This window comes from Aeromonas cavernicola (assembly GCF_002795305.1).
Lineage (GTDB): Bacteria > Pseudomonadota > Gammaproteobacteria > Enterobacterales > Aeromonadaceae > Aeromonas > Aeromonas cavernicola.
This window is the reverse complement of record NZ_PGGC01000015.1, coordinates 1-18,885: the sequence shown is the minus strand read 5'-3', so window position 1 is coordinate 18,885 and position 18,885 is coordinate 1. Positions and strand designations below refer to the sequence as shown.

18 protein-coding genes are annotated in these 18,885 nt (G+C 53.5%); 8 read left to right on the top strand and 10 right to left on the bottom strand.

The features are described 5' to 3' along the window. Positions 1–74: 74 nt before the first annotated feature. Complete coding sequence (gene nhaB, locus CUC53_RS02300) at positions 75–1,655, bottom strand: Na(+)/H(+) antiporter NhaB (RefSeq protein WP_100292669.1); 1,581 nt, start codon at positions 1,653–1,655, stop codon at positions 75–77. Between the two features lie 1,101 nt (positions 1,656–2,756). Between nhaB and fadR the strand changes: the two genes are divergently transcribed. After that, a complete protein-coding gene (gene fadR, locus CUC53_RS02295) occupies positions 2,757–3,470 on the top strand; it encodes a fatty acid metabolism transcriptional regulator FadR (protein WP_100292668.1) in 714 nt (237 codons plus the stop codon). Positions 3,471–3,729: 259 nt separating this feature from the next. After that, positions 3,730–3,882 carry a TIGR02808 family protein gene (locus CUC53_RS02290; protein ID WP_100292667.1) on the top strand — a complete coding sequence of 51 codons (153 nt, stop codon included), beginning with the start codon at positions 3,730–3,732 and terminating at the stop codon, positions 3,880–3,882. A gap of 146 nt (positions 3,883–4,028) precedes the next feature. On the opposite strand, the gene fabB is transcribed toward CUC53_RS02290, so the two are convergent. The 3 genes from fabB to CUC53_RS02275 form a co-directional block, all read right to left on the bottom strand. Beyond that, complete coding sequence (gene fabB, locus CUC53_RS02285) at positions 4,029–5,240, bottom strand: beta-ketoacyl-ACP synthase I (RefSeq protein ID WP_100292666.1); 1,212 nt, start codon at positions 5,238–5,240, stop codon at positions 4,029–4,031. 271 nt (positions 5,241–5,511) lie between these two features. Beyond that, the gene (locus CUC53_RS02280) at positions 5,512–5,904 is read right to left on the bottom strand and encodes a hypothetical protein (RefSeq protein WP_100292665.1); all 393 of its coding nucleotides are present in this window, start codon (positions 5,902–5,904) and stop codon (positions 5,512–5,514) included. A 1-nt stretch (position 5,905) separates the two neighbouring features. Then, on the bottom strand, positions 5,906–6,565 hold the full coding sequence (locus CUC53_RS02275) for a winged helix-turn-helix domain-containing protein (RefSeq protein WP_100292664.1): 660 nt from the start codon (positions 6,563–6,565) through the stop codon (positions 5,906–5,908). Positions 6,566–6,984: 419 nt separating this feature from the next. Here CUC53_RS02275 and recR point away from each other — a divergent pair, with 419 nt between their 5' ends. Then, on the top strand, positions 6,985–7,587 hold the full coding sequence (gene recR / locus CUC53_RS02270) for a recombination mediator RecR (RefSeq protein ID WP_100292663.1): 603 nt from the start codon (positions 6,985–6,987) through the stop codon (positions 7,585–7,587). Between the two features lie 203 nt (positions 7,588–7,790). After that, positions 7,791–9,704 (top strand): molecular chaperone HtpG, encoded by a 1,914-nt coding sequence (gene htpG / locus CUC53_RS02265; protein WP_100292662.1) that lies wholly within the window; start codon positions 7,791–7,793, stop codon positions 9,702–9,704. A 103-nt stretch (positions 9,705–9,807) separates the two neighbouring features. Here htpG and CUC53_RS02260 read toward each other — a convergent pair whose 3' ends face one another. The 6 genes from CUC53_RS02260 to pspF form a co-directional block, all read right to left on the bottom strand. Beyond that, complete coding sequence (locus CUC53_RS02260) at positions 9,808–10,632, bottom strand: peptide ABC transporter ATP-binding protein (RefSeq protein WP_100292661.1); 825 nt, start codon at positions 10,630–10,632, stop codon at positions 9,808–9,810. Further along, entirely contained in the window at positions 10,629–11,627 is a 999-nt protein-coding gene (locus tag CUC53_RS02255; protein ID WP_100292660.1) for a peptide ABC transporter ATP-binding protein, read from the bottom strand. Before CUC53_RS02255 ends, CUC53_RS02260 begins: the two co-directional genes overlap by 4 nt. A 118-nt stretch (positions 11,628–11,745) precedes the next feature. Continuing rightward, positions 11,746–12,639, bottom strand: a complete 894-nt coding sequence (locus CUC53_RS02250) for an ABC transporter permease subunit (RefSeq protein ID WP_100292659.1) — start codon at positions 12,637–12,639, stop codon at positions 11,746–11,748. A 35-nt stretch (positions 12,640–12,674) separates the two neighbouring features. Next, the gene (locus tag CUC53_RS02245; RefSeq protein ID WP_100292658.1) at positions 12,675–13,634 is read right to left on the bottom strand and encodes an ABC transporter permease; all 960 of its coding nucleotides are present in this window, start codon (positions 13,632–13,634) and stop codon (positions 12,675–12,677) included. Between the two features lie 2 nt (positions 13,635–13,636). Beyond that, the gene (locus CUC53_RS02240; protein WP_167386660.1) at positions 13,637–15,238 is read right to left on the bottom strand and encodes an ABC transporter substrate-binding protein; all 1,602 of its coding nucleotides are present in this window, start codon (positions 15,236–15,238) and stop codon (positions 13,637–13,639) included. An 89-nt stretch (positions 15,239–15,327) separates the two neighbouring features. Then, positions 15,328–16,374, bottom strand: coding sequence for a phage shock protein operon transcriptional activator (gene pspF / locus CUC53_RS02235; RefSeq protein WP_420808037.1), 1,047 nt, complete (start codon positions 16,372–16,374; stop codon positions 15,328–15,330). A 193-nt stretch (positions 16,375–16,567) separates the two neighbouring features. On the opposite strand from pspF, the gene pspA reads away from it, so the two are divergent. From pspA to CUC53_RS02215, 4 genes are all read left to right on the top strand, one after another. Continuing rightward, entirely contained in the window at positions 16,568–17,242 is a 675-nt protein-coding gene (pspA, locus tag CUC53_RS02230) for a phage shock protein PspA (protein WP_100292657.1), read from the top strand. A gap of 3 nt (positions 17,243–17,245) precedes the next feature. After that, positions 17,246–17,482, top strand: coding sequence for an envelope stress response membrane protein PspB (pspB, locus tag CUC53_RS02225; RefSeq protein ID WP_100292656.1), 237 nt, complete (start codon positions 17,246–17,248; stop codon positions 17,480–17,482). Then, positions 17,479–17,883, top strand: coding sequence for an envelope stress response membrane protein PspC (gene pspC, locus CUC53_RS02220; protein WP_100292655.1), 405 nt, complete (start codon positions 17,479–17,481; stop codon positions 17,881–17,883). Before pspB ends, pspC begins: the two co-directional genes overlap by 4 nt. Positions 17,884–17,983: 100 nt before the next feature. Continuing rightward, positions 17,984–18,885, top strand: a 902-nt coding sequence (locus CUC53_RS02215; protein ID WP_167386659.1) for a YcjX family protein, incomplete at its 3' end; no start/stop codon positions are given.

The window sequence follows — 18,885 nt, the reverse complement described above, 5'->3', positions numbered from 1 at the left end:
TCGCAGTAAAAAGAGTGACCGAATTAGAGCAGAGCGAGCACCAAAAAGAAAGGGCCCTGATGGGCCCTTGGCGGTTAGTGTATGGCAGGTGGGCTGATTGGTAGTGTGGTGTGGGGGATCAACCATCCCGACTGGTAGAACCATTCTGTTAATGGGGCAAGCAGTAACTCTACCGAGAAAAAGCCGACTAAACCCAGTACTAAGGTATAGGGTAGGGCCATCCAGACCATGCGACCATAGGAGAGGCGAAGCAGCGGCGCCAATGCCGAGGTGAGCATAAACAGGAAGGCAGCTTGGCCATTAGGGGTTGCCACTGAGGGTAAGTTGGTGCCGGTGTTAATGGCCACGGCCAGCAGATCGAACTGCGCACGATCTATCGCACCGTTAAGTAGTGCAGTTTTTACTTCATTGATATAGACAGTGCCGACGAAGACGTTATCGCTGACCATCGAGAGTAAGCCATTGGCGACATAAAAGAGTGCTAGTTGCTGCTCTTTCTCTGCAGATAGAACCCATTCGATCACCGGCTTAAATAGCTGCTGGTCAATGATCACGGCCACTACGCTGAAAAAAACGGCTAACAGAGCGGTAAAAGGAAGTGCCTCTTCAAAGGCTTTGCCTAGGGCGTGCTCTTCTGTAATACCAGTAAATGAGGTAGCTAAAACAATCACGGAGAGGCCGATGAGGCCTACAGCCGCTAGATGAAGTGCCAGGCCAACGATCAGCCAAACAGCGATTAATCCCTGTACAATCAACTTAGCTTTATCCTGTGGAGTACGTTTAGCATTCTCATGCTGGTTGTACTCTTCCATGATCCGGCGTACTGAGTCTGGCAGCGTGGTGCCGTAACCGAACCATTTCATCTTCTCGACCAACACACAGGTTAATAGACCGCAGATAAAGACAGGCAGTGAAACGGGGGCCATTCGAATGGCAAATTCACTAAACTGCCATCCGGCCTGCTCTCCGATAATAAGATTTTGTGGTTCGCCTACCAGAGTACACACGCCACCCAATGCTGTACCGATAGCGGCATGCATCATCAGGCTGCGTAAAAAGGCGCGAAACTGCTCAAGAGCCTGACGGTGATTTTCTTCTACCTCTTGATCATGGGTATGGTCATGTACGTGAGTAAACCCCTTCCCTGACGATACCTTGTGATAGATAGCGTAGAAGCCTGTAGCAACGCTGATGACGACGGCAATCACGGTCAGAGCATCTAGGAATGCCGAGAGGAAAGCGGAAACGAGACAGAATGAGAGAGAAAGTAACGTTTTAGAGCGAACGCCAATCAATAATTTAGTAAATACGTAAAGCAATAACTGCTTCATGAAGTAGATACCTGCGACCATAAAGACCAGCAGTAATAGCACTTCAATATTGGCAACCAACTCATGCTTTACCTGATCTGCGGAGGTCATGCCAATCAGCACCGCCTCAATCGCTAATAGGCCACCTGGTTGTAAGGGGTAGCACTTAAGAGCCATTGCCAATGTGAAGATAAATTCGGCAACGAGTAACCAACCCGCCGCAAAAGGGTCAAGATAAAAAGCAATGGGATTAACCAACAAAAAAATAAAAATAGCACTCTTGTACCATTGTGGTGCATGGCCCAAGAAGTTCTTGGCAAATGCGTTCCCTAGACTCATTGACATAATGATGATCTCAGTGTGGTTGTTGGAAATGACAGTGATTCAATCTTGGTGTTTGGATATAAGCCCCTTATCAGTCAGATAGCATCGAGATATTAGGTAAAAGAATGATCGATTTGTCTCCAAGCTTATGTCGGTTTTACTGCAACTGACAGGGGGAACCGATACCGTGCGTTATATTAGCGCTGAAAATAGGTGCTATTTCATCGAGCCTCTTGTTGACATCATCCATATTATGGTCAAGACCCTGCTTTTCATCACCTACGACTCTCGATGTCATTGATGGTCGATTTATCATTGCTTTCACATCTTCCGCGCTATTAATAAAATGAACTATGAGTGTTGCTCCCCTCCAGTTGATTGTGCTTTATCTCACAGCAAGACCGACGGGGTGCTGTCGGCAGTGATATACATGTTCACTCCTCTGAATATGGATTAAGTAACAAGCGAATCCTTTCGATCAAAGGGCTGCTAGTCAACCACCGTACATCAACAGGAATACTGCACTGGATATCGGCTTGAACGTGCTGAACTGAAGCTGTATGGAGACGCTGTCGAGAGAAAAATAGTGTTTTGTCCCAACGAGATAGCACGGAACAATACTCAATAAGGCGCAGGCATGGAATGCTCGATCCTCCCGGCAATGGCACGGAGGCAGCAAGTGACTACCACTGTGGATGAGAGAGGCGACTTTGCCGCAAGCTGCGGCTGTCAGTATCAATCTGGCAAGATGTTCCGCCAGCGATAGGTGAAGTGAAGTCGGGTGATCGCCTCCTTTTTAGCCATCTTTTTCCACTCTTCACCGGGGTGGAGGTGGCGGCAGTAGCCACTCCAAGATTCTGGGTTAACGTCCAATGACGATGCGCTTCTGTGGCTGGAATTCATATAACGCCAATCAACATCTTCTCGGCTTTATAGTCCTCATCTAGTGAGTGTCATGTTTGTGCAACACAAGAGGCTATGACCTTATAGCGGCTAGGAGGCCGCATCACGAACCTCGCAAAGGTGGAGATGTGTGAGCAGAGGACTGACCTTATGCTTGCCAGCATTCGCTGCTTTGATATGATTCGTCAGCCTTTTTTCGTTCTACAACAGAGTTAATTCATGGTCATAAAAGCGCAGAGCCCTGCGGGGTTTGCCGAGGAATACATTATCGAGTCCATCTGGAACAATCGCTTTCCTCCAGGATCAATACTCCCTGCTGAGCGCGAATTGTCCGAGTTAATCGGTGTAACACGAACGACTCTACGGGAGGTATTGCAGCGCTTAGCACGTGATGGCTGGTTAACCATCCAGCATGGCAAACCAACAAAAGTCAATAATTTCTGGGAAACATCAGGCCTGAACATCCTAGAGACCTTAGCTCGGCTAGATCAGGATAAAGTGCCTGATTTGGTTGCTCAGCTGCTGTCAGCTCGAACCAATATTTGTACTATTTTTATCCGCGGTGCTATTCGCAATAATCCTGAACTTGCGGCCGAACTTCTGCGGGGCGCGAGTGACGTAGAAAAAAGTGCTGAGGCTTACGCCGAATTTGATTATCGTCTTCATCATCAGCTCTCCTTCGCTTCTGGTAATCCGATTTACGCATTGATCCTCAATGGTTTCAAAGGCCTATATAGCCGTGTTGGCAGTTATTATTTTTCTGACAAGCAGGCTCGTGAAACCGCCGACGCCTATTACAAAACCTTGCTGACGCTCGCCGAGAATAAGGATCATGAAGCCGTGTTCATGACGGTACGTCAGTACGGTATTGAGTCTGGCAAGATATGGACACGTCTAAGATGTGACATGCCGAGTGACCTCTGTGATAACTGAGTTTACCCTGCCATGTTGTGACGCGCCTTCGGGCGCGTTTTTGTTATTGGCGAACGGGCTGGTATCTGTTGAGGGCGCGTCATTGCCTGATAAACATGAAAATAATTAAGGATAAAATTGATCTGGCGCAAATAACCCTTCTGTTTATTACTTTAGTGGCATATGACAGGGTTCTTTATTAGGGCCAAATAGCTTTATAACGGTGGCATCTCACTGTTCCACCGTTGGTCTATCTCACTCTATTAGATGAGGGAATGTTATGAGTCTTCTTGAGCACACGATATGGACAGTATTAGGGTATGGGGTTATGCCCTTTATTTTTCTCAGTGGTTTTGTCGCGGTCGCGGTAACCTGCTGCGTATTACTCAATCTATTTGGTATCGAGCCCCAGCATAACAGCTCAAATTCCTAACAATCATACAGGCCATGTCCCACATGTGATTGAATAGACGTCATGGTCATCCGAAAACACGTAAAAAAGACCCCGTTCTGTTGAGAACGGGGTCTGTCGTGATGAGGCGTGAAAAGAGAATGGGGATGAGCTGACTCAGCCGGCGATCACGCTTTAAATTTGCTAAACACTAACGATGCGTTCGTACCGCCAAAGCCGAAGCTATTAGACATCACGGTATTGAGGTCTGCTGTTTGATATTCACGTACGATTGGCAGTCCTTCGGCTTTTTCATCCAAGGTTTCAATATTGATACTTGGGGCGATAAAACCGTGCTCCATCATGAGCAACGAGTAAACAGCTTCATGTACGCCAGCTGCGCCTAAAGAGTGCCCTGTCATTGCTTTTGTAGCGGATATTTTAGGGGCGTTGCTGCCAAACAATGTGTGAATAGCTTCTAACTCTTTCACGTCACCGACTGGGGTCGACGTACCATGAGTATTGATGTAATCCACCTTGCCTACTGTTTGCATCGCCATCTTCATACAACGCACGGCACCTTCGCCACTCGGAGCGACCATGTCATAGCCGTCTGAGGTAGCACCATAGCCGGTGATTTCAGCATAAATATGAGCACCACGAGCCAGTGCATGTTCCAGCTCTTCGACCACCAAAATGCCACCACCACCAGAGATCACGAAACCATCGCGGTTGGCGTCGTAAGTACGGGAGGCTTGTTCGGGTGTGTCATTGTACTTTGTGGAGAGAGCCCCCATGGCATCAAACTGAGTCGTCATAGACCAATCCAACTCTTCACCGCCACCTGCGAAGACCACATCTTGTTTACCTAACTGGATCAGCTCCATCGCATGGCCAATGCAGTGAGCGGATGTCGCACAGGCAGAACTAATGGTGTAGTTAACCCCTTTGATCTTGAAGGGGGTTGCCAAGCAAGCCGAGGTGGTTGAGGACATGGTGCGAGGAACCATGTACGGGCCCACCCGCTTAACGCCTTTTTCACGGGCAATATCACATGACTCAAGCTGGTTCTTAGCTGATGCGCCACCTGAGCCGACAACGAGCCCCGTGCGTTCGTGCGAGACTTGTTCTTCCGACAACCCAGCATCTTCGATGGCTTGCTGCATAGACAAATAGGCATAAGCAGCCGCGTTGCCCATAAAACGCATGACTTTACGGTCGATCAGTTCAGACGGTTCGAGTTTGATGTCACCCCAGACACGGCTACGCAGATTGTACTGCTCAAATTGCGTCGAATAAGTGATGCCAGATTTACCTGCTTTGAGGGAGGACAGCACTTCTTCTTGGTTGTTGCCGATACTGGAGATGATGCCGATACCGGTGATCACTGCTCTTCTCATTAATTCATCTCGTCTGGAAAAATTGGCGCCAATTCTACCTGTTTTTAGCAGGCCAACTGGTCTGCTTTCACTGTGTTGGCGAAAATGGAGCCACTATAAGTGGGAGGCCGATTCTAGCATGGTGTTTACTTGCTGTCACAAGTGACGGGTCATCCTGATATGGGGCGAGTGACGGTATAGTTTAAGCAAGAAGACCGACCCAATAAATATCTCGGTCAATATTGTGTCAGTTGTTAACGTGGGTGAGGATTTCCCCTACTGCAATCTTAATTTACCAAAATGACTGTCTGCCCCGAGTTTTGATTTTTTGAATCCGATGATAGGGATAGGTCATCACAATCCATGCCTTCTTATCACGATTGACTATCTTGGTAATATAAATAAAGTCGCGATTCATGGTGGAATAAACATCTTGATGAATATCGGGATGAGCTGAGCTGCGTGTTATTTCATTGGCAATGAAAATCATGGTATCTCCATGTCGTCCCATTATGCCTTGATGCGTTAAAAATTCACCGCGTGCTTTATTGTGAATAATGTTTTTGGCATAACCAAACTTGCAGCTTGAATAAAAAGAGAGATTGCCACGTTCGTATTGCTGTTGGTAATCGCAGCCAAGCCCGTTAATAAAAGGAGAGGCGGAGTAAATGAGTAACAACCCCAAACTAATCCATTTTAAGGATTTGTAAGTTATCAATGTCTTTATCATACCCATAGAGATATACCCCTTCATCATTACTGCTTGTTTCTTCTAAGTGGTCCAGTTCATGACGATCAAGTTCGCTATAACCACAAAAAATAGCTTGATTTATTTCTTGACAAAATAGTGGGGTGTCCAGCGTAAAGAGAAACAGCGACCAAAGTGATAACAAAATGATAACGCTATAAAAAAACAGCTCAATTAAGACAACCGACGCTCTTTTAATAAGGGAGGACGGGACGCCATCCGCATCAGGAGTATCGTTTACGGTCAGTGGGAGAATACCGTTAGCGGCTGTTGGATAAGAGGTCAGTGCCAGTGAGCCCTCGGGAGTATCAAGCGGCTGTATGGCGTGAAAGATATAGCCTTTTCTGTGACGCGTTTCAATAAAGTCATCCGTGGCTACCGCCAGCAGAATTTTTCTGATGTTTTTGATCGCCACCGTGAGTGAATTGGGGAGCACCACTTTACCTGGCCAGCCAATCTCAAGTAATGCTTCCTTGGTGATCAGTTCACCAGGATGATCAATCAGGCACTGTAATACCAAGCTTTCACTGGCATTCAGTTGTCCAACAATTGTACCTTGGTAAGTCACATCACCTGTTTCAGGATTTAGCGAAAACATATTTTCCGATTATCCAACATGACCAATAAACCTACAGGTAATAGTGATTTCATTAACCAAACGGCGATTGTACATGATTGGGTAGCCGAGTAGCAAACGATATAGAGAGATGGCAGTACATGCATTAATTCACGGCTTGTCTATCGGCTATAACAATATTGAACAAGGTCTGATTACCCTACTGCATATAACTCGGATGACGGCTTATTAGGCTATTTAGAGTAACGTTTAACGAGCGATTATTTAATAACAGGTAAATGTATATTCCATTGCGATATATCGTATGGCAGCTATTTACGCTAACCAGACGGTGATAGATAGCAGGCGCGGGCGAGCTCAGGTATAGTCCTGCGCCATTCGTATGAGCCATGGGTGGCATGGCGTAATGCGGGCATTCCCCGCGATGAGTGAGGCGCATTATGAAGTTCAGTCCCCTGCTTGATGAGATGATGAAGGCTTTGCAGGTGTTGCCTGGGGTAGGGCCCAAATCGGCTCAGCGCATGGCGTTTACGTTGCTTGAGCGTGAGCGAAGCGGCGGCTTGCGGTTGGCTCAGCTACTGTCGCGGGCACTGACGGAGATTGGTCATTGCAGCCATTGCCGTACTTTTACCGAGAATAATGTATGTGAGATCTGTGCTAATCCCAAGCGGGAAGAGAATGGGCTGCTGTGCGTGGTAGAGAGTCCGGCGGATGTCGCGGCGATTGAGCAAACGGGCCAATTTTCGGGACGTTACTTTGTCTTGATGGGGCATCTCTCCCCCCTTGATGGCATCGGCCCAGCAGAGCTAGGCCTAGATATACTGGAGCGGCGTTTAGGGGAAGAGGCGATCAGTGAGCTGATTTTGGCGACCAATCCGACGATCGAAGGCGATGCCACCGCTTGGTATATTGCTGACATGGCCCGCGCAGTCGGTGTGAAGGTGAGCCGGATTGCCCATGGTGTTCCTGTTGGCGGTGAGTTGGAGCTGGTGGATGGCACGACCCTATCTCACTCGATCATGGGGCGTCAGCCCCTCAATTAAGCCAACGCCAGCCCCTAGCTTGGGCGTGTATCTGACATTTCCACCCCACTACCTCGGGTTGGGAATGTCAGGGGCAGCGGGTGTTGGCGGGAGGTAAACCTCACCCTTCACACTCATTGACCACATGCCCCTTGAAATGCCGTACACAGGCCCCATCTTGGATAGTGAATCTGTTCAACCCGAATTGTCTGAGGATAATGTCGATGACCCAAAGTGTTCACACCGAAACCCACGGCTTTCAAACTGAAGTCAAACAACTGCTGAGCCTGATGGCCCACAGCCTCTACTCCAACAAAGAAGTGTTCCTGCGTGAGCTTATCTCCAACGCCTCCGATGCGGCGGACAAGCTGCGTTTCAAGGCGCTTTCCGATGACTCTTTGTTCGAAAACGACGGCCAGTTGCGCGTGCGTCTGGTAGTCGACAAAGAGCAACATACCCTGACCATTTCCGATAACGGGATTGGGATGACCCGTGATCAAGTGATTGAGCATCTGGGTACCATCGCTAAATCTGGTACGGCCGAATTTTTCAAAAACCTCTCTGGTGATCAAGGGCGTGACTCCCAGTTGATCGGTCAGTTTGGGGTCGGTTTCTACTCCGCTTTCATCGTGGCCGACAAGGTGACGGTCATCTCTCGTGCGGCTGGCAGTGAGCCTGAGCAGGGGGTGCAGTGGGAATCGCAAGGGGAAGGCTCCTTTACCGTGGCGCAAGTGACCAAAGCCGGTCGCGGTACTGACGTGATTTTGCACCTGCGTGCTGAAGAAGAGGAATTTCTCGACGACTGGCGGCTGCGCTCGGTGGTCAGCAAATATTCTGATCACATCAGTGTACCGGTCGAAATGTTCAAAGAGGGCACCCCGGATCGGGAAGAGGACGGTGAAACCATCGTCGGTACGCCGGGTGAATGGGAGCAGGTCAACCGTGCCACGGCACTGTGGACCCGCAACCCGAAAGACATCAAGGACGAGGAGTATCAAGAGTTCTACAAGCACGTCGCCCATGACTTTGAAGATCCGCTGCTCTGGGGTCACAACCGAGTGGAAGGGGCGCAGGAGTACACCAGCCTGCTCTATGTGCCGGCCCGTGCCCCGTTTGACCTCTACAACCGCGAGCAGAAGCACGGTCTGAAGCTCTACGTGCAGCGCGTCTTCATCATGGATGATGCCGAGCAGTTTATGCCGACCTACCTGCGTTTTGTGAAAGGGGTGCTGGACTCGAACGATCTGCCGCTCAACGTCAGCCGCGAAATTCTGCAAGACAACAAAGTCACCGCCTCCTTGCGCAAAGCCTGTTCCAAGCGGGTGCTGACCATGCTTAACAAGCTAGCCAAGGATGACAGTGAGAAGTACACCAAGTTTTGGGCTGAGTTCGGCAATGTGTTGAAAGAAGGCCCCGCCGAGGATTACGCCAACCGCGAAGAGATTGCCAAACTGTTGCGTTTTGCCAGCACTACAGGGGAAGGTGAAGCCCAGACCGTCTCTTTGGAGGATTACGTTGGCCGGATGAAGGAAGGCCAGCAGAAGATCTACTACATCACCGCGGACAGCTTTGCCGCCGCCAAAAACAGCCCTCATCTGGAGATCTTCCGTAAGAAGGGCGTCGAAGTGCTGCTGATGTGGGAGCGGGTCGACGAGTGGTTGATGAGCCACCTGACCGAGTTCGATGGCAAACAGCTGATCTCCGTCACCCGTGGCGAGCTGGATCTTGGCGAGCTGGAAGACGATGCGTCCAAGCAGGCGCAGGAGGAAGCCGAGAAGGCCAACGCCGGTCTGGTGGAGCGGGTTAAACAGAGTCTGGGTGAGGCGGTGAAAGAGGTGCGTGTTACCCACCGTCTGACTGATTCACCATCGTGCATCGTCACCGATTCTTACGGCATGAGCACCCAGATGATCAAGCTGATGCGTGCGGCTGGCCAAGCGGTACCAGAGCAGAAGTATATTCTGGAGCTTAACCCCGATCACGCCTTGGTGAAGAAGCTTGATACCATCGAGGATGACGCACTGTTTGGTGAGTGGGTGGCCCTGCTGCACGAGCAGGCCCAGCTGGCTGAGCAGGGTGGCTTGAACGATCCGGCCAGTTTTGTCTCGCGGGTTAACCGCCTGCTGCTGCAAGCCTAAGCCGCCACCGCGCGCAAAAAGCCCACTGCATGCAGTGGGCTTTTTTGATCCCGCCGTGTGAGAGCTGCGGGGAACAACGGCAAGGGAGGCGGCCAGCGCCTCTCTATTTGCGGTATTCGTTGTTGTAGTTCTGGATCAAGCGGCGGGTCACCTCATGCTGGGGATCGGCAAACACCTTGAGGGTCTTACCGCGCTCTACCACTCGTCCCTCGTGCATCACCAGCACTTCATCGCTGATATGGCTAACAATGCCAAGGTCATTGGCCACGATCACGTAACTGAGGCCCATGGTCTCTTGCAGCTCCAGCAGTAAATTAATGATTTGAGAGCGCACCGAGATATCGAGGGTTGAGAGGGCTTCATCGGCTACCACGATCTTGGGATTGAGGATCAATGCCCGGGCTAGCGCCACCCGTTGCTGTTGCCCCGAGGAGAGCATCTGCGGGTAGAAACGAGCGTGATCCGGCAACATGCCTACCATGCGCAGGGTCTGTACCACCTTGTCGCGGCGCTCTTCTTCACTCATCTCGGTATTAAGGCGCAGCGGTGTTTCTAAGATCTGACCGACCCGGATCTTACGGTTTAGGGACGTATTGGGGTCTTGAAAGATCATCCGCAGCAGCTTGCAGCGGGTCTGATAATCGCCATGCATCATTAAGCGACCCTGAATGGCGATATCGCCACTGGTCGGCTCGATCATGCCAGCCAAAATACGGGCGAGGGTACTTTTGCCTGAACCAGCCTCCCCAACCAGCGCTAAGGTTTGGCCGACCTCCAGATCAAACGACAGCGGTTTGATGGCCTCCACCGCTTGGCGACGAAACAGCCCAGTGCGGTTTTGATAGGTTTTGCTCAGGCTCCTGACCTGCAACAAGGTGGGCTCGCTGACCGGCACGGCGCTGGTCGGGGGAGGGGGTATGGTGATCATTTTTTCGGCTCCTCCATGTTCAGCGGAAAGTGGCAGCTAAATTGATGGCCCTTAATTTTGTTCATCAGCGGCGTTTGTACACACTGTTTCTGGGCATAGGGGCAGCGGGGCCCGAGCCGACAACCGATGGGCAAATGCTGCAGCGGCGGGATGACACCGGGCAGGGTGTCCAGGCGCGATTTGTGGCGCACCAGCTTATCAAGGTCTGGGATCGATTTGAGCAGCGCATCGGTATAGGGATGGTGGGGGGTCTCTAAAATCTGCTCGCGGGTGCCCACCTCCACCATCTGACCGCAGTACATCACATTAATGGTGTCAGTCAGATTAGCGATGGCGGCGATGTCGTTACTGATGATCAGGATGGTGGTGTTGCCCAGCTTGTTCATCTTGTCCAGCAGCCGCAGGATCTGGGAGTGGGTGGTGGACTCCATGGCGCTGGTGGGTTCATCCGCTACTAAGAGGCGCGGTTCGTTGGCAATCGCCATGGCGATCATCACTTTTTGGCACATGCCATCTGATAGCTCGTGGGGGTAAGCGCGCATCACTTTACGGTGATCCTTGACCCCGACTCGGTGCAGCAGGGCAATGGCTTTTTTCTTACGCCATTGGAAACGCTGCCAGAATGAGCCCTCGAATGCGTCGGTGGGCACCGCTTGCTCCAGCTGGGTGCCGATCTCTTCGGAAGGATCGAGGCAACTGATGGGGTCTTGGAAGATCATGGCGATCTCGCGGCCCATGATCCGGCGGCGCTCCTTGGGGGGCATGGTCAATAGATCCATGTCGTTAAAGCGCATTCGGTCAGCACGCACCGTCCAGTTATCTTTTTGGATACCGACGATAACTTTGGCCATCAGGCTCTTACCTGAACCCGACTCGCCGACCAAGCCACGGATCTCCCCCTCGGTCAGGGTCAGGCTCACTTTATCGACCGCTTTGACTTTGCCTTGCGGGGTATCGATCTCGATGGTGAGGTTGCGAATATCAAGCAGTGGCATCAGTCATTCTCCGCAGCAAGGCTGCCTTCACCACCCAGCAAAGAGCCGATGGGGGTGCAATATAACGGTGTACCGACGCCGATGGCGACATGACGAATATCTAACAGGGCCATCAGCATCAGTCATTCCCCTCTTTGAGTGCTTCACGAATCCCCTCTCCGACCACATTGGTGACCAGTACGCTCAGCAAGATAGCAACCCCCGGCAAGGTGACGGTCCACGGGGCGAGATAGATAAGATCGCTTGAGTCGGCCAGCATGGTGCCCCACTCGGGCTGCGGCGATTGGGCGCCAAGGCCAAGAAAACCGACCGCCGAGATGTCGAGGATCGCCGCGGACAGGGTTCGGGTGGTTTGCGCCACTAGGGTTTCGACGATATTGGGCAAAATAGCCAGCCGCATGATCCGCAAGGGGGGCGAACCATCCAGGCGGCTAGCAATGATGTACTCCTTCTGCATTTCGGTATGGACCGCGTTATAGGTCGCGCGAATGAAGGGGGGGATCAAGGCCAAGGTGATCGCAATCAGGGTATTGCCCAAGCCGGGCCCCAGCATGGCCACCATGATGATCGCCAGCAACAGTGATGGGATTGAGAGCAGGGTATCGAGCAGATGGTGCAGCACGCTCGATTTAAGCCCCTTGCTCATACCACCAAGGATGCCAATCGCCGAGCCGACAACCAGTGCAATCACCACCACGATGAGGGCGCAACCAAAGGTCAGGCGCGCGCCGACCACCAGCCGAGAGAGCATGTCTCGCCCCAGATCATCGGTGCCAAAAAAGTAGTCAATGTTACCGGTTGCCGCCCATGAAGGGGCAAGCAGCAGTCGGTCGGTGTGCTGTTCATCCACTCCATAGGGGACCAAGAAGGGCCCCACTAGGGTGATCAGCAGCAGCAGCATGAAACACCATAAACCGGCCATCGCTAGCGGATTACGTTGATAAGCCGCCCAGGTCTGCACCAGTGGGGAGAGGATTTTGAGCTCGGGATAAGGGTTTGATTTATCTTGCATAAGATACCTGACTCCGGGTTACGCCACGGATGGGTTCAATCTTGTTTGGCATAGAGCTCTTTGCGCCGCGCCGGATAGATAAGGGCGGTCAGCAATTCGGTGCTGACACTGACCACAATGACAAAGCTGGCCACCACTAAGGTGGCGCCGCGAATGGCGGCGTAATCTTGCAGGGCAATGCTGCTGATGAGCCAGCGGCCAATGCCATGCCACTCGAAAATGACTTCGGTGATCATCGCCGACGTCAGCACACTGCCCATCTGCAGGCCCAGCAGCGGTAATACGGGGGGCAGCGCATTTTTCAGGCCATGGCGCCAGATGATCTGGGCCTTGGAGAGCCCGCGACTGGCGGCGGCTTTGATGTAGTTTTGCTTCATGACGTCAATCAGCGAGCTGCGCACATGGCGGATCACCTCGGTGGTAGGCACCACCGCCAGCACCAGCGAAGGAAGAATAAGGTGGCGCAGTGCATCGTGCAGGGCGGCGTCTCGCCAAGGTTCGTTGCTGAGCAAGACATCCACCAAGGCGATGCCGGTCACTGGCGTGATGTCATAAAGCAAGCTCAGCTGGCCGGAAGCCGGCAACCAACCAAGTTCTAGCGAGAAGAACATCACGGCTAACAGCGCCAGCCAAAAGACCGGCACGGCATAGCCGATGAGGCCTGCACTCATGATCGACAAATCCAGCGGCTTGCCTTGATACACGGCGGCGAGAGTGCCAAGCGGGATCCCGATCAGCAATGACACCACAAACGCCGTGATGCACAGGCTCAAGGTGGCGGGGAAGTAGTGCCTGATTTCTACCAGCACGGGCAAGCCAGAGACGCTCGATATGCCCAAGTCCCCCGCTAGGGTTCGGCGCAGAAAGTCAGGATAGCCACGCCAGAGGCTCAGGTCATCGCCGATCAGGCGAAACTCCAGCAGGTAGGCCACCACGGTGAGCACCAGCAAGGTGATAAGCAGCAGATTAATGCGGCGCAAAATATAAGAGAACATGCTTACTCCCGATAGGCCTTGTTAAAGACGGTGCCACCAAAAGGCATCAGCATCAGCCCCTTGACGTCGCTGCGGCTGACCTGGGTGCGCAGCGCGTGGGCGAGCGGGATCACCGGCAATTGCTCATTGAGTAAGGTCTGGGCGTAGTAGTAGTTACGTAGCCTAAATGGCAGCTGGGTGGTGGTCACTGCATCATCGAGTAACTGATCGAAGGCGGGGCTACACCAGCGGCTGTAGTTATTGCCGCGTTCGACCGCCGAGCAACTGAGCAGTTGGCGAAAGAAGTTATCAGGATCGGCACTGTCGGCAATCCAGCCTGAGAGCAGGCTGTCATAGCGGCTACTCGCCATGCTCTGTTGGATCACCGACCACTCTTGGGTAATGATTTTCAGCCGGATGCCCACTTTGGCGAGATCACTGCGGATCAGCTGGGCCGTCTTGATGGCATCTGGGTTGTAGGGTCTGGCGTCCGGTTGCACCAGCACCGTCATGTCGAATCCCTTGTTTAGGCCTGCCTCAGCCAGTAACTGCCGAGCGCGGTGGAGATCTTGGTGCCGAGCTGGCAGGCTTGGGTTGTATCCCCACGACAAGGGGGGCAGCAACCCATTGGCGGGTTGGCCAGTTTCAAAATAGACAGCCTGAAGCAGGTGATCGATGTTGATGGCCGCGGCAATGGCTTGGCGCACCTGGACCTTATCAAAGGGGGCTTTTTGGGTATTGAGGGCCAAGAAGGCGACATTCATCCCAGATTGAACCGATAAATCCAACCCCTGATCTTGTTTGATCACCGCCAGCTGGCTGGCAACCGGGGTACTCATCACATCACACTCACCCGTTAACAGCTTGGCCAGTCGTTTGGCAGACTTGGGCGTAATGTCGTACACCAGCTGCTCGATGTTGGCTGGCCCACCCCAGTAGTCGGGGTGGCGCAGATAACGGATAAATTCGTTATGGCGATACTCTTTGAAATAGAAGGGCCCAGTGCCGATCGGCTGGGTATCTAACTGGCCAGGGGTGCCCGCCCGTTGCATCTGATCGGCGTATTCGGCAGAGAGGATCACCGCATAATCACTGGCTAACGCGGCCAGAAAGGAGGCATTGGGTTGATTGAGCTCAAAGACCACCTGTTGCGGCCCCTGTGCATAGACCCGTTTGATCAGCTGATCTTGCCCCTGACTATAGAAGTAGGGGTAATCCCCACCCGAAACCTGATGGTAGGGGTGAGTGGGGTCCAGCATCCGCTGGTAGGTAAAGACCACATCATCGGCATTGAGCGGGCGTGAGGGGGTAAACCAAGGGGTGTGGTGAAACTTGACCCCCTGACGTAGCGTCAAGGTATAAGTGCGGCCATCGCCACTCATCTGCCAGGTCGTCGCCAGCGACCCCTCTAAGGCTTGGGTCACAGGGTTGAGCTCAAGCAGGCGATCGTAGAGCGGACGCGCGCTGGCATCGCGAGTGACACCGGAGTTCGACACGTGAGGATTGAACGAGAGGGGAGCCCCTTCCGCACAGTAGATGAGCCCATGTTTAGCGGCCTCGGATTGCTCCTGACAGCCGGTGGTCAGCACCAGTAGCCCCAGTAGCAAAGGGGTGAGCTTTCTCATTGTTGAACCATGTTGTTGTGCATCGTCATCATCTAAACAGGCCAGTACGGTGGGCTGACATGTTACGGCTATCGGCTGTCATCATGCACCTATTGGGCATCGGTTTCGCCATCTAATAACTGGTATTTGCGTAGCATGCCACGAAACTGGTGATAGCTTAACGCCAGTAATTGGGCTGCTTTGCGCTGATTATACTGGGATTGCTGCATTGCTTGCTTGAGTAAATTAATCTCCCAGTGGGCCACCGTCTGTTTTAAATCCAGTGGCAGCGAGTGTGGGGTGTCCCCCCCGAGGGGAAGCTGGGGGGGAGTGAGGGTAGCCAAAGCCGTGGGGGCTGCTGTTGCCCCTCCCGCTGAGCGGGGCCGCCACGGGGAGTCAAAAGGGTTAAACACCAGCTGCGATAGGGGGAGCTGGGGATCGGCGTGCCGATAGAGGCTGCGTTCCACCACGTTTTTTAGCTCGCGCACATTGCCCGGCCACGGGTAATCGAGCAGTTGTTGGCTGGCATGGGCTGAAAAACCGGCGAACAAGGGATAGCCCAGCTCGCGGGCCATGGTGTGGGCAAAGTGGGCGGCCAGCACCAAAATATCGTCTCGCCGTGCCCGCAGCGGGGGGAGGGTGATCACATCAAACGCCAGTCGGTCGAGCAGATCGTGGCGAAACCGCCCCTGCTCGGCCAGGGTAGGTAAATCTTCGTTCGTCGCACAGACCAACCGCACATCCACCCGCAGGGGCGTAGCGCCGCCCACCCGTTCAAACTCGCCATACTCGATGACCCGCAGTAACTTCTCTTGCACCCGCGTGCTGGTGGTCGCCAGTTCGTCGAGAAACAGGGTGCCGCCGTCGGCCCGCTCGAAACGGCCCTGATGGCGTTTGGTCGCCCCGGTAAATGCCCCAGCCTCGTGGCCAAACAGCTCAGTTTCCAGCAGGCTCTCACTCAAGGTGGCGCAGTTGACGCTAATGAAATCGCGATCCCAGCGGGTGGAGAGATAGTGCAGACGATGGGCGATCAGCTCCTTGCCGGTGCCACGCTCGCCGATGATCAGCACCGGTTTACCCAGCGGGGCCAGCCGTGAGGCTTGTTCGATCACGTCGAGGAACGCATTGGATTCCCCCAGCAGGCTTGGTGTACTCATCGGGATGGTATCCATGAATGATGTTGGTTAATTTTACCAAAAAGTAGTGGTAATAATCGCTAACTTTTCGAGTGCGCTGGCCATCGTCTTTTGATAATTGATACAAATCAATGGGTTATGTTGTGTGCCAGATTGGCACATAAGTTGCGATTGTCAATGGGACATTATCCATCCCCCATACAGGAGAGCCATCATGAGTATTTTTTCTCGCTTAGCCGACATCATCAATTCCAACCTGACCGCGTTGCTGGACAAAGCGGAAGATCCACAGAAAATGGTGCGTCTGATCATCCAAGAGATGGAAGATGAGTTGGTAAAAGAGCGCTCTAACTTAGCCCGTTTTCTGGCCAACCAAAAAGAGATCGACCGCCAAGTGGCCCGCCATCAGGAGCGAGTGGATGAGTGGCAAGCCAAAGCCGAGCTAGCCCTGAGCAAGGGCCGCGAAGATCTGGCCCGCGCGGCGCTGCTGGAGAAGAAAAAACAGGGCGAGCTGGGTGACGCGTTGCTGCGCGAGCAACAGGCGGTCAACAGTGGCAACGCCAAGCTGAGCGAAGAGATCAACCAGCTCGAAGCCAAGCTCGACGATGCCCGCGCTCGCCAGCAGGCCATGGCCATTCGCAGCGAAGCGGCCAGCAGTCGTCTCAATGTGCAACATCAGGTTGCGCGCGGTGATAGCCAGACGGTGGTCAACAAGTTTGACCGGATCGAGCGGCGCATTGACGAGATGGAAGCGCGTGCTGATCTGGGTCAGTCAGGCCAAGCGCTGGCACAGCAGTTTGCCGAGCTGGAGGTCGATGATCAGATTAGCCGTGAGCTGGAGGCCATGCGCCAGAAGTTGGGTCAACCCAGCAGCAAGCAGGAGGGGTAATTGATGAGCAGTTTGTTAGGGGTACTGATGGTCCCCATGGTGGTGTTTATGGTGGTCGTGGCCCCCATCTGGCTGATACTGCACTACCGAGCCAAGGGGCGGATGGGGGCTGGCCTGGCTGATAGCGAGCGAGTTCAGTTACAAGGTCTGTTAGCCCGAGCAGAAAAGATGCAGGAGCGCGTCGGCGCCCTAGAGTCGATTCTGGATGCGGAAGTCCCCGGCTGGAGGAACAAAATATGAGTCATCGCTATCGGGAGGGACGTAACCTCTATCGCGATCCCCAGCACGCTAAAATCGCAGGGGTGTGTGCGGGCCTTGCCGATTTCTTCGGGGTCGAGACCTGGATCGTGCGGCTGTTGGTGATAAGCGGCCTTATTTTTACCAGCGTCATCACCCTGACCGCCTACCTTGCAGCCTGGCTGCTGCTGGACAAAAAGCCGGTCACCCTTGGCTCGCCAGCAGAGGGGGAGATGGGCGAGGTGCGGATGAAGTCGCGCAGTTGGCAAGCAGGGGTGACCCCTTTGCAAGCGCTCGGGCGGATTGCCCAAGAGCTCGATGCGCTGGAGCCCAGAGTGCAGCGGATTGAGAAGCTGGTGACCTCTAAAACGTTTGCATTGCAGCGAGAATTTAACAAACTGTGAGCTCGATTCGGTTTGATGACCGCCAGCCATCCCCGATGGGCTGGTGTCATCAAACCCCCTATGATGTTCATCACCTAACAGGGGCACAGGAACCGCGTCAATGCGTAACAAACTCGAACAGAAGATCGCCCGCTTGCAGCGCAAGGCGAACGACGTCGTCAACCGAGTGCGAGATCGCCACATCCGCTTGGCGGTAACCGGGCTCTCCCGCAGTGGCAAGACCGCGTTCATCACCGCACTCGTCAACCAATTAGAGCACGCGGCCATTGATGGCCGTTTACCGCTGTGGGATGCCCAGCGCCAAGGGCGCTTGCTTGGCGCCCGCCGCGTGCCGCAGCAACATGCCCACATCCCCACCTTTGCCTACGAACGTGGCCTCGATTCCCTGTTTGGCGATCCCCCCGCGTGGCCAGATCCTACCCGGGGGGTGGCCGAGGTGCGTCTTGAAATTCGCTATCGCACTCGCCACACCCTGCGTAAACATCTGGGTGAGATCGCCACCCTCTACGTGGATCTGGTGGATTATCCCGGCGAGTGGTTGCTCGATTTGCCACTGCTTGAGATGAGCTACGAGCAGTGGAGCGAACAGGTGCGTGAGCAGCTGCGCCGCCCCGAGCTGCAAGCCCTTGCCGCCAGCTGGTTAACGCCCACCTGGCAGGCTGCACAACCTTTTGCCGAACGACCGGTGGCCCAGTTGGCCGAGCGTTATACCGCTTATCTGCACGCCTGCAAACAGGAGCTGGGCCTACACCTGATCCAACCCGGCCGTTTTGTCTTGCCGGGGGAGTATGTGGGGGCGCCCATGTTGCAGTTTGTCCCTTGGGTGTGGGACCCGCCCGTTGGCGAACTGGCCGAAGAGAGCCTCTATGCCACCTTCAAGCAGCGTTTCGAGCAGTACAAACAGCATCTGGTGCAGGGTTTTTATGAGCAGCACTTTGCTGGCTTTGATCGCCAAATCGTGCTGGTGGACTGCCTGCAACCCCTCAACGCCGGGGCCGCCAG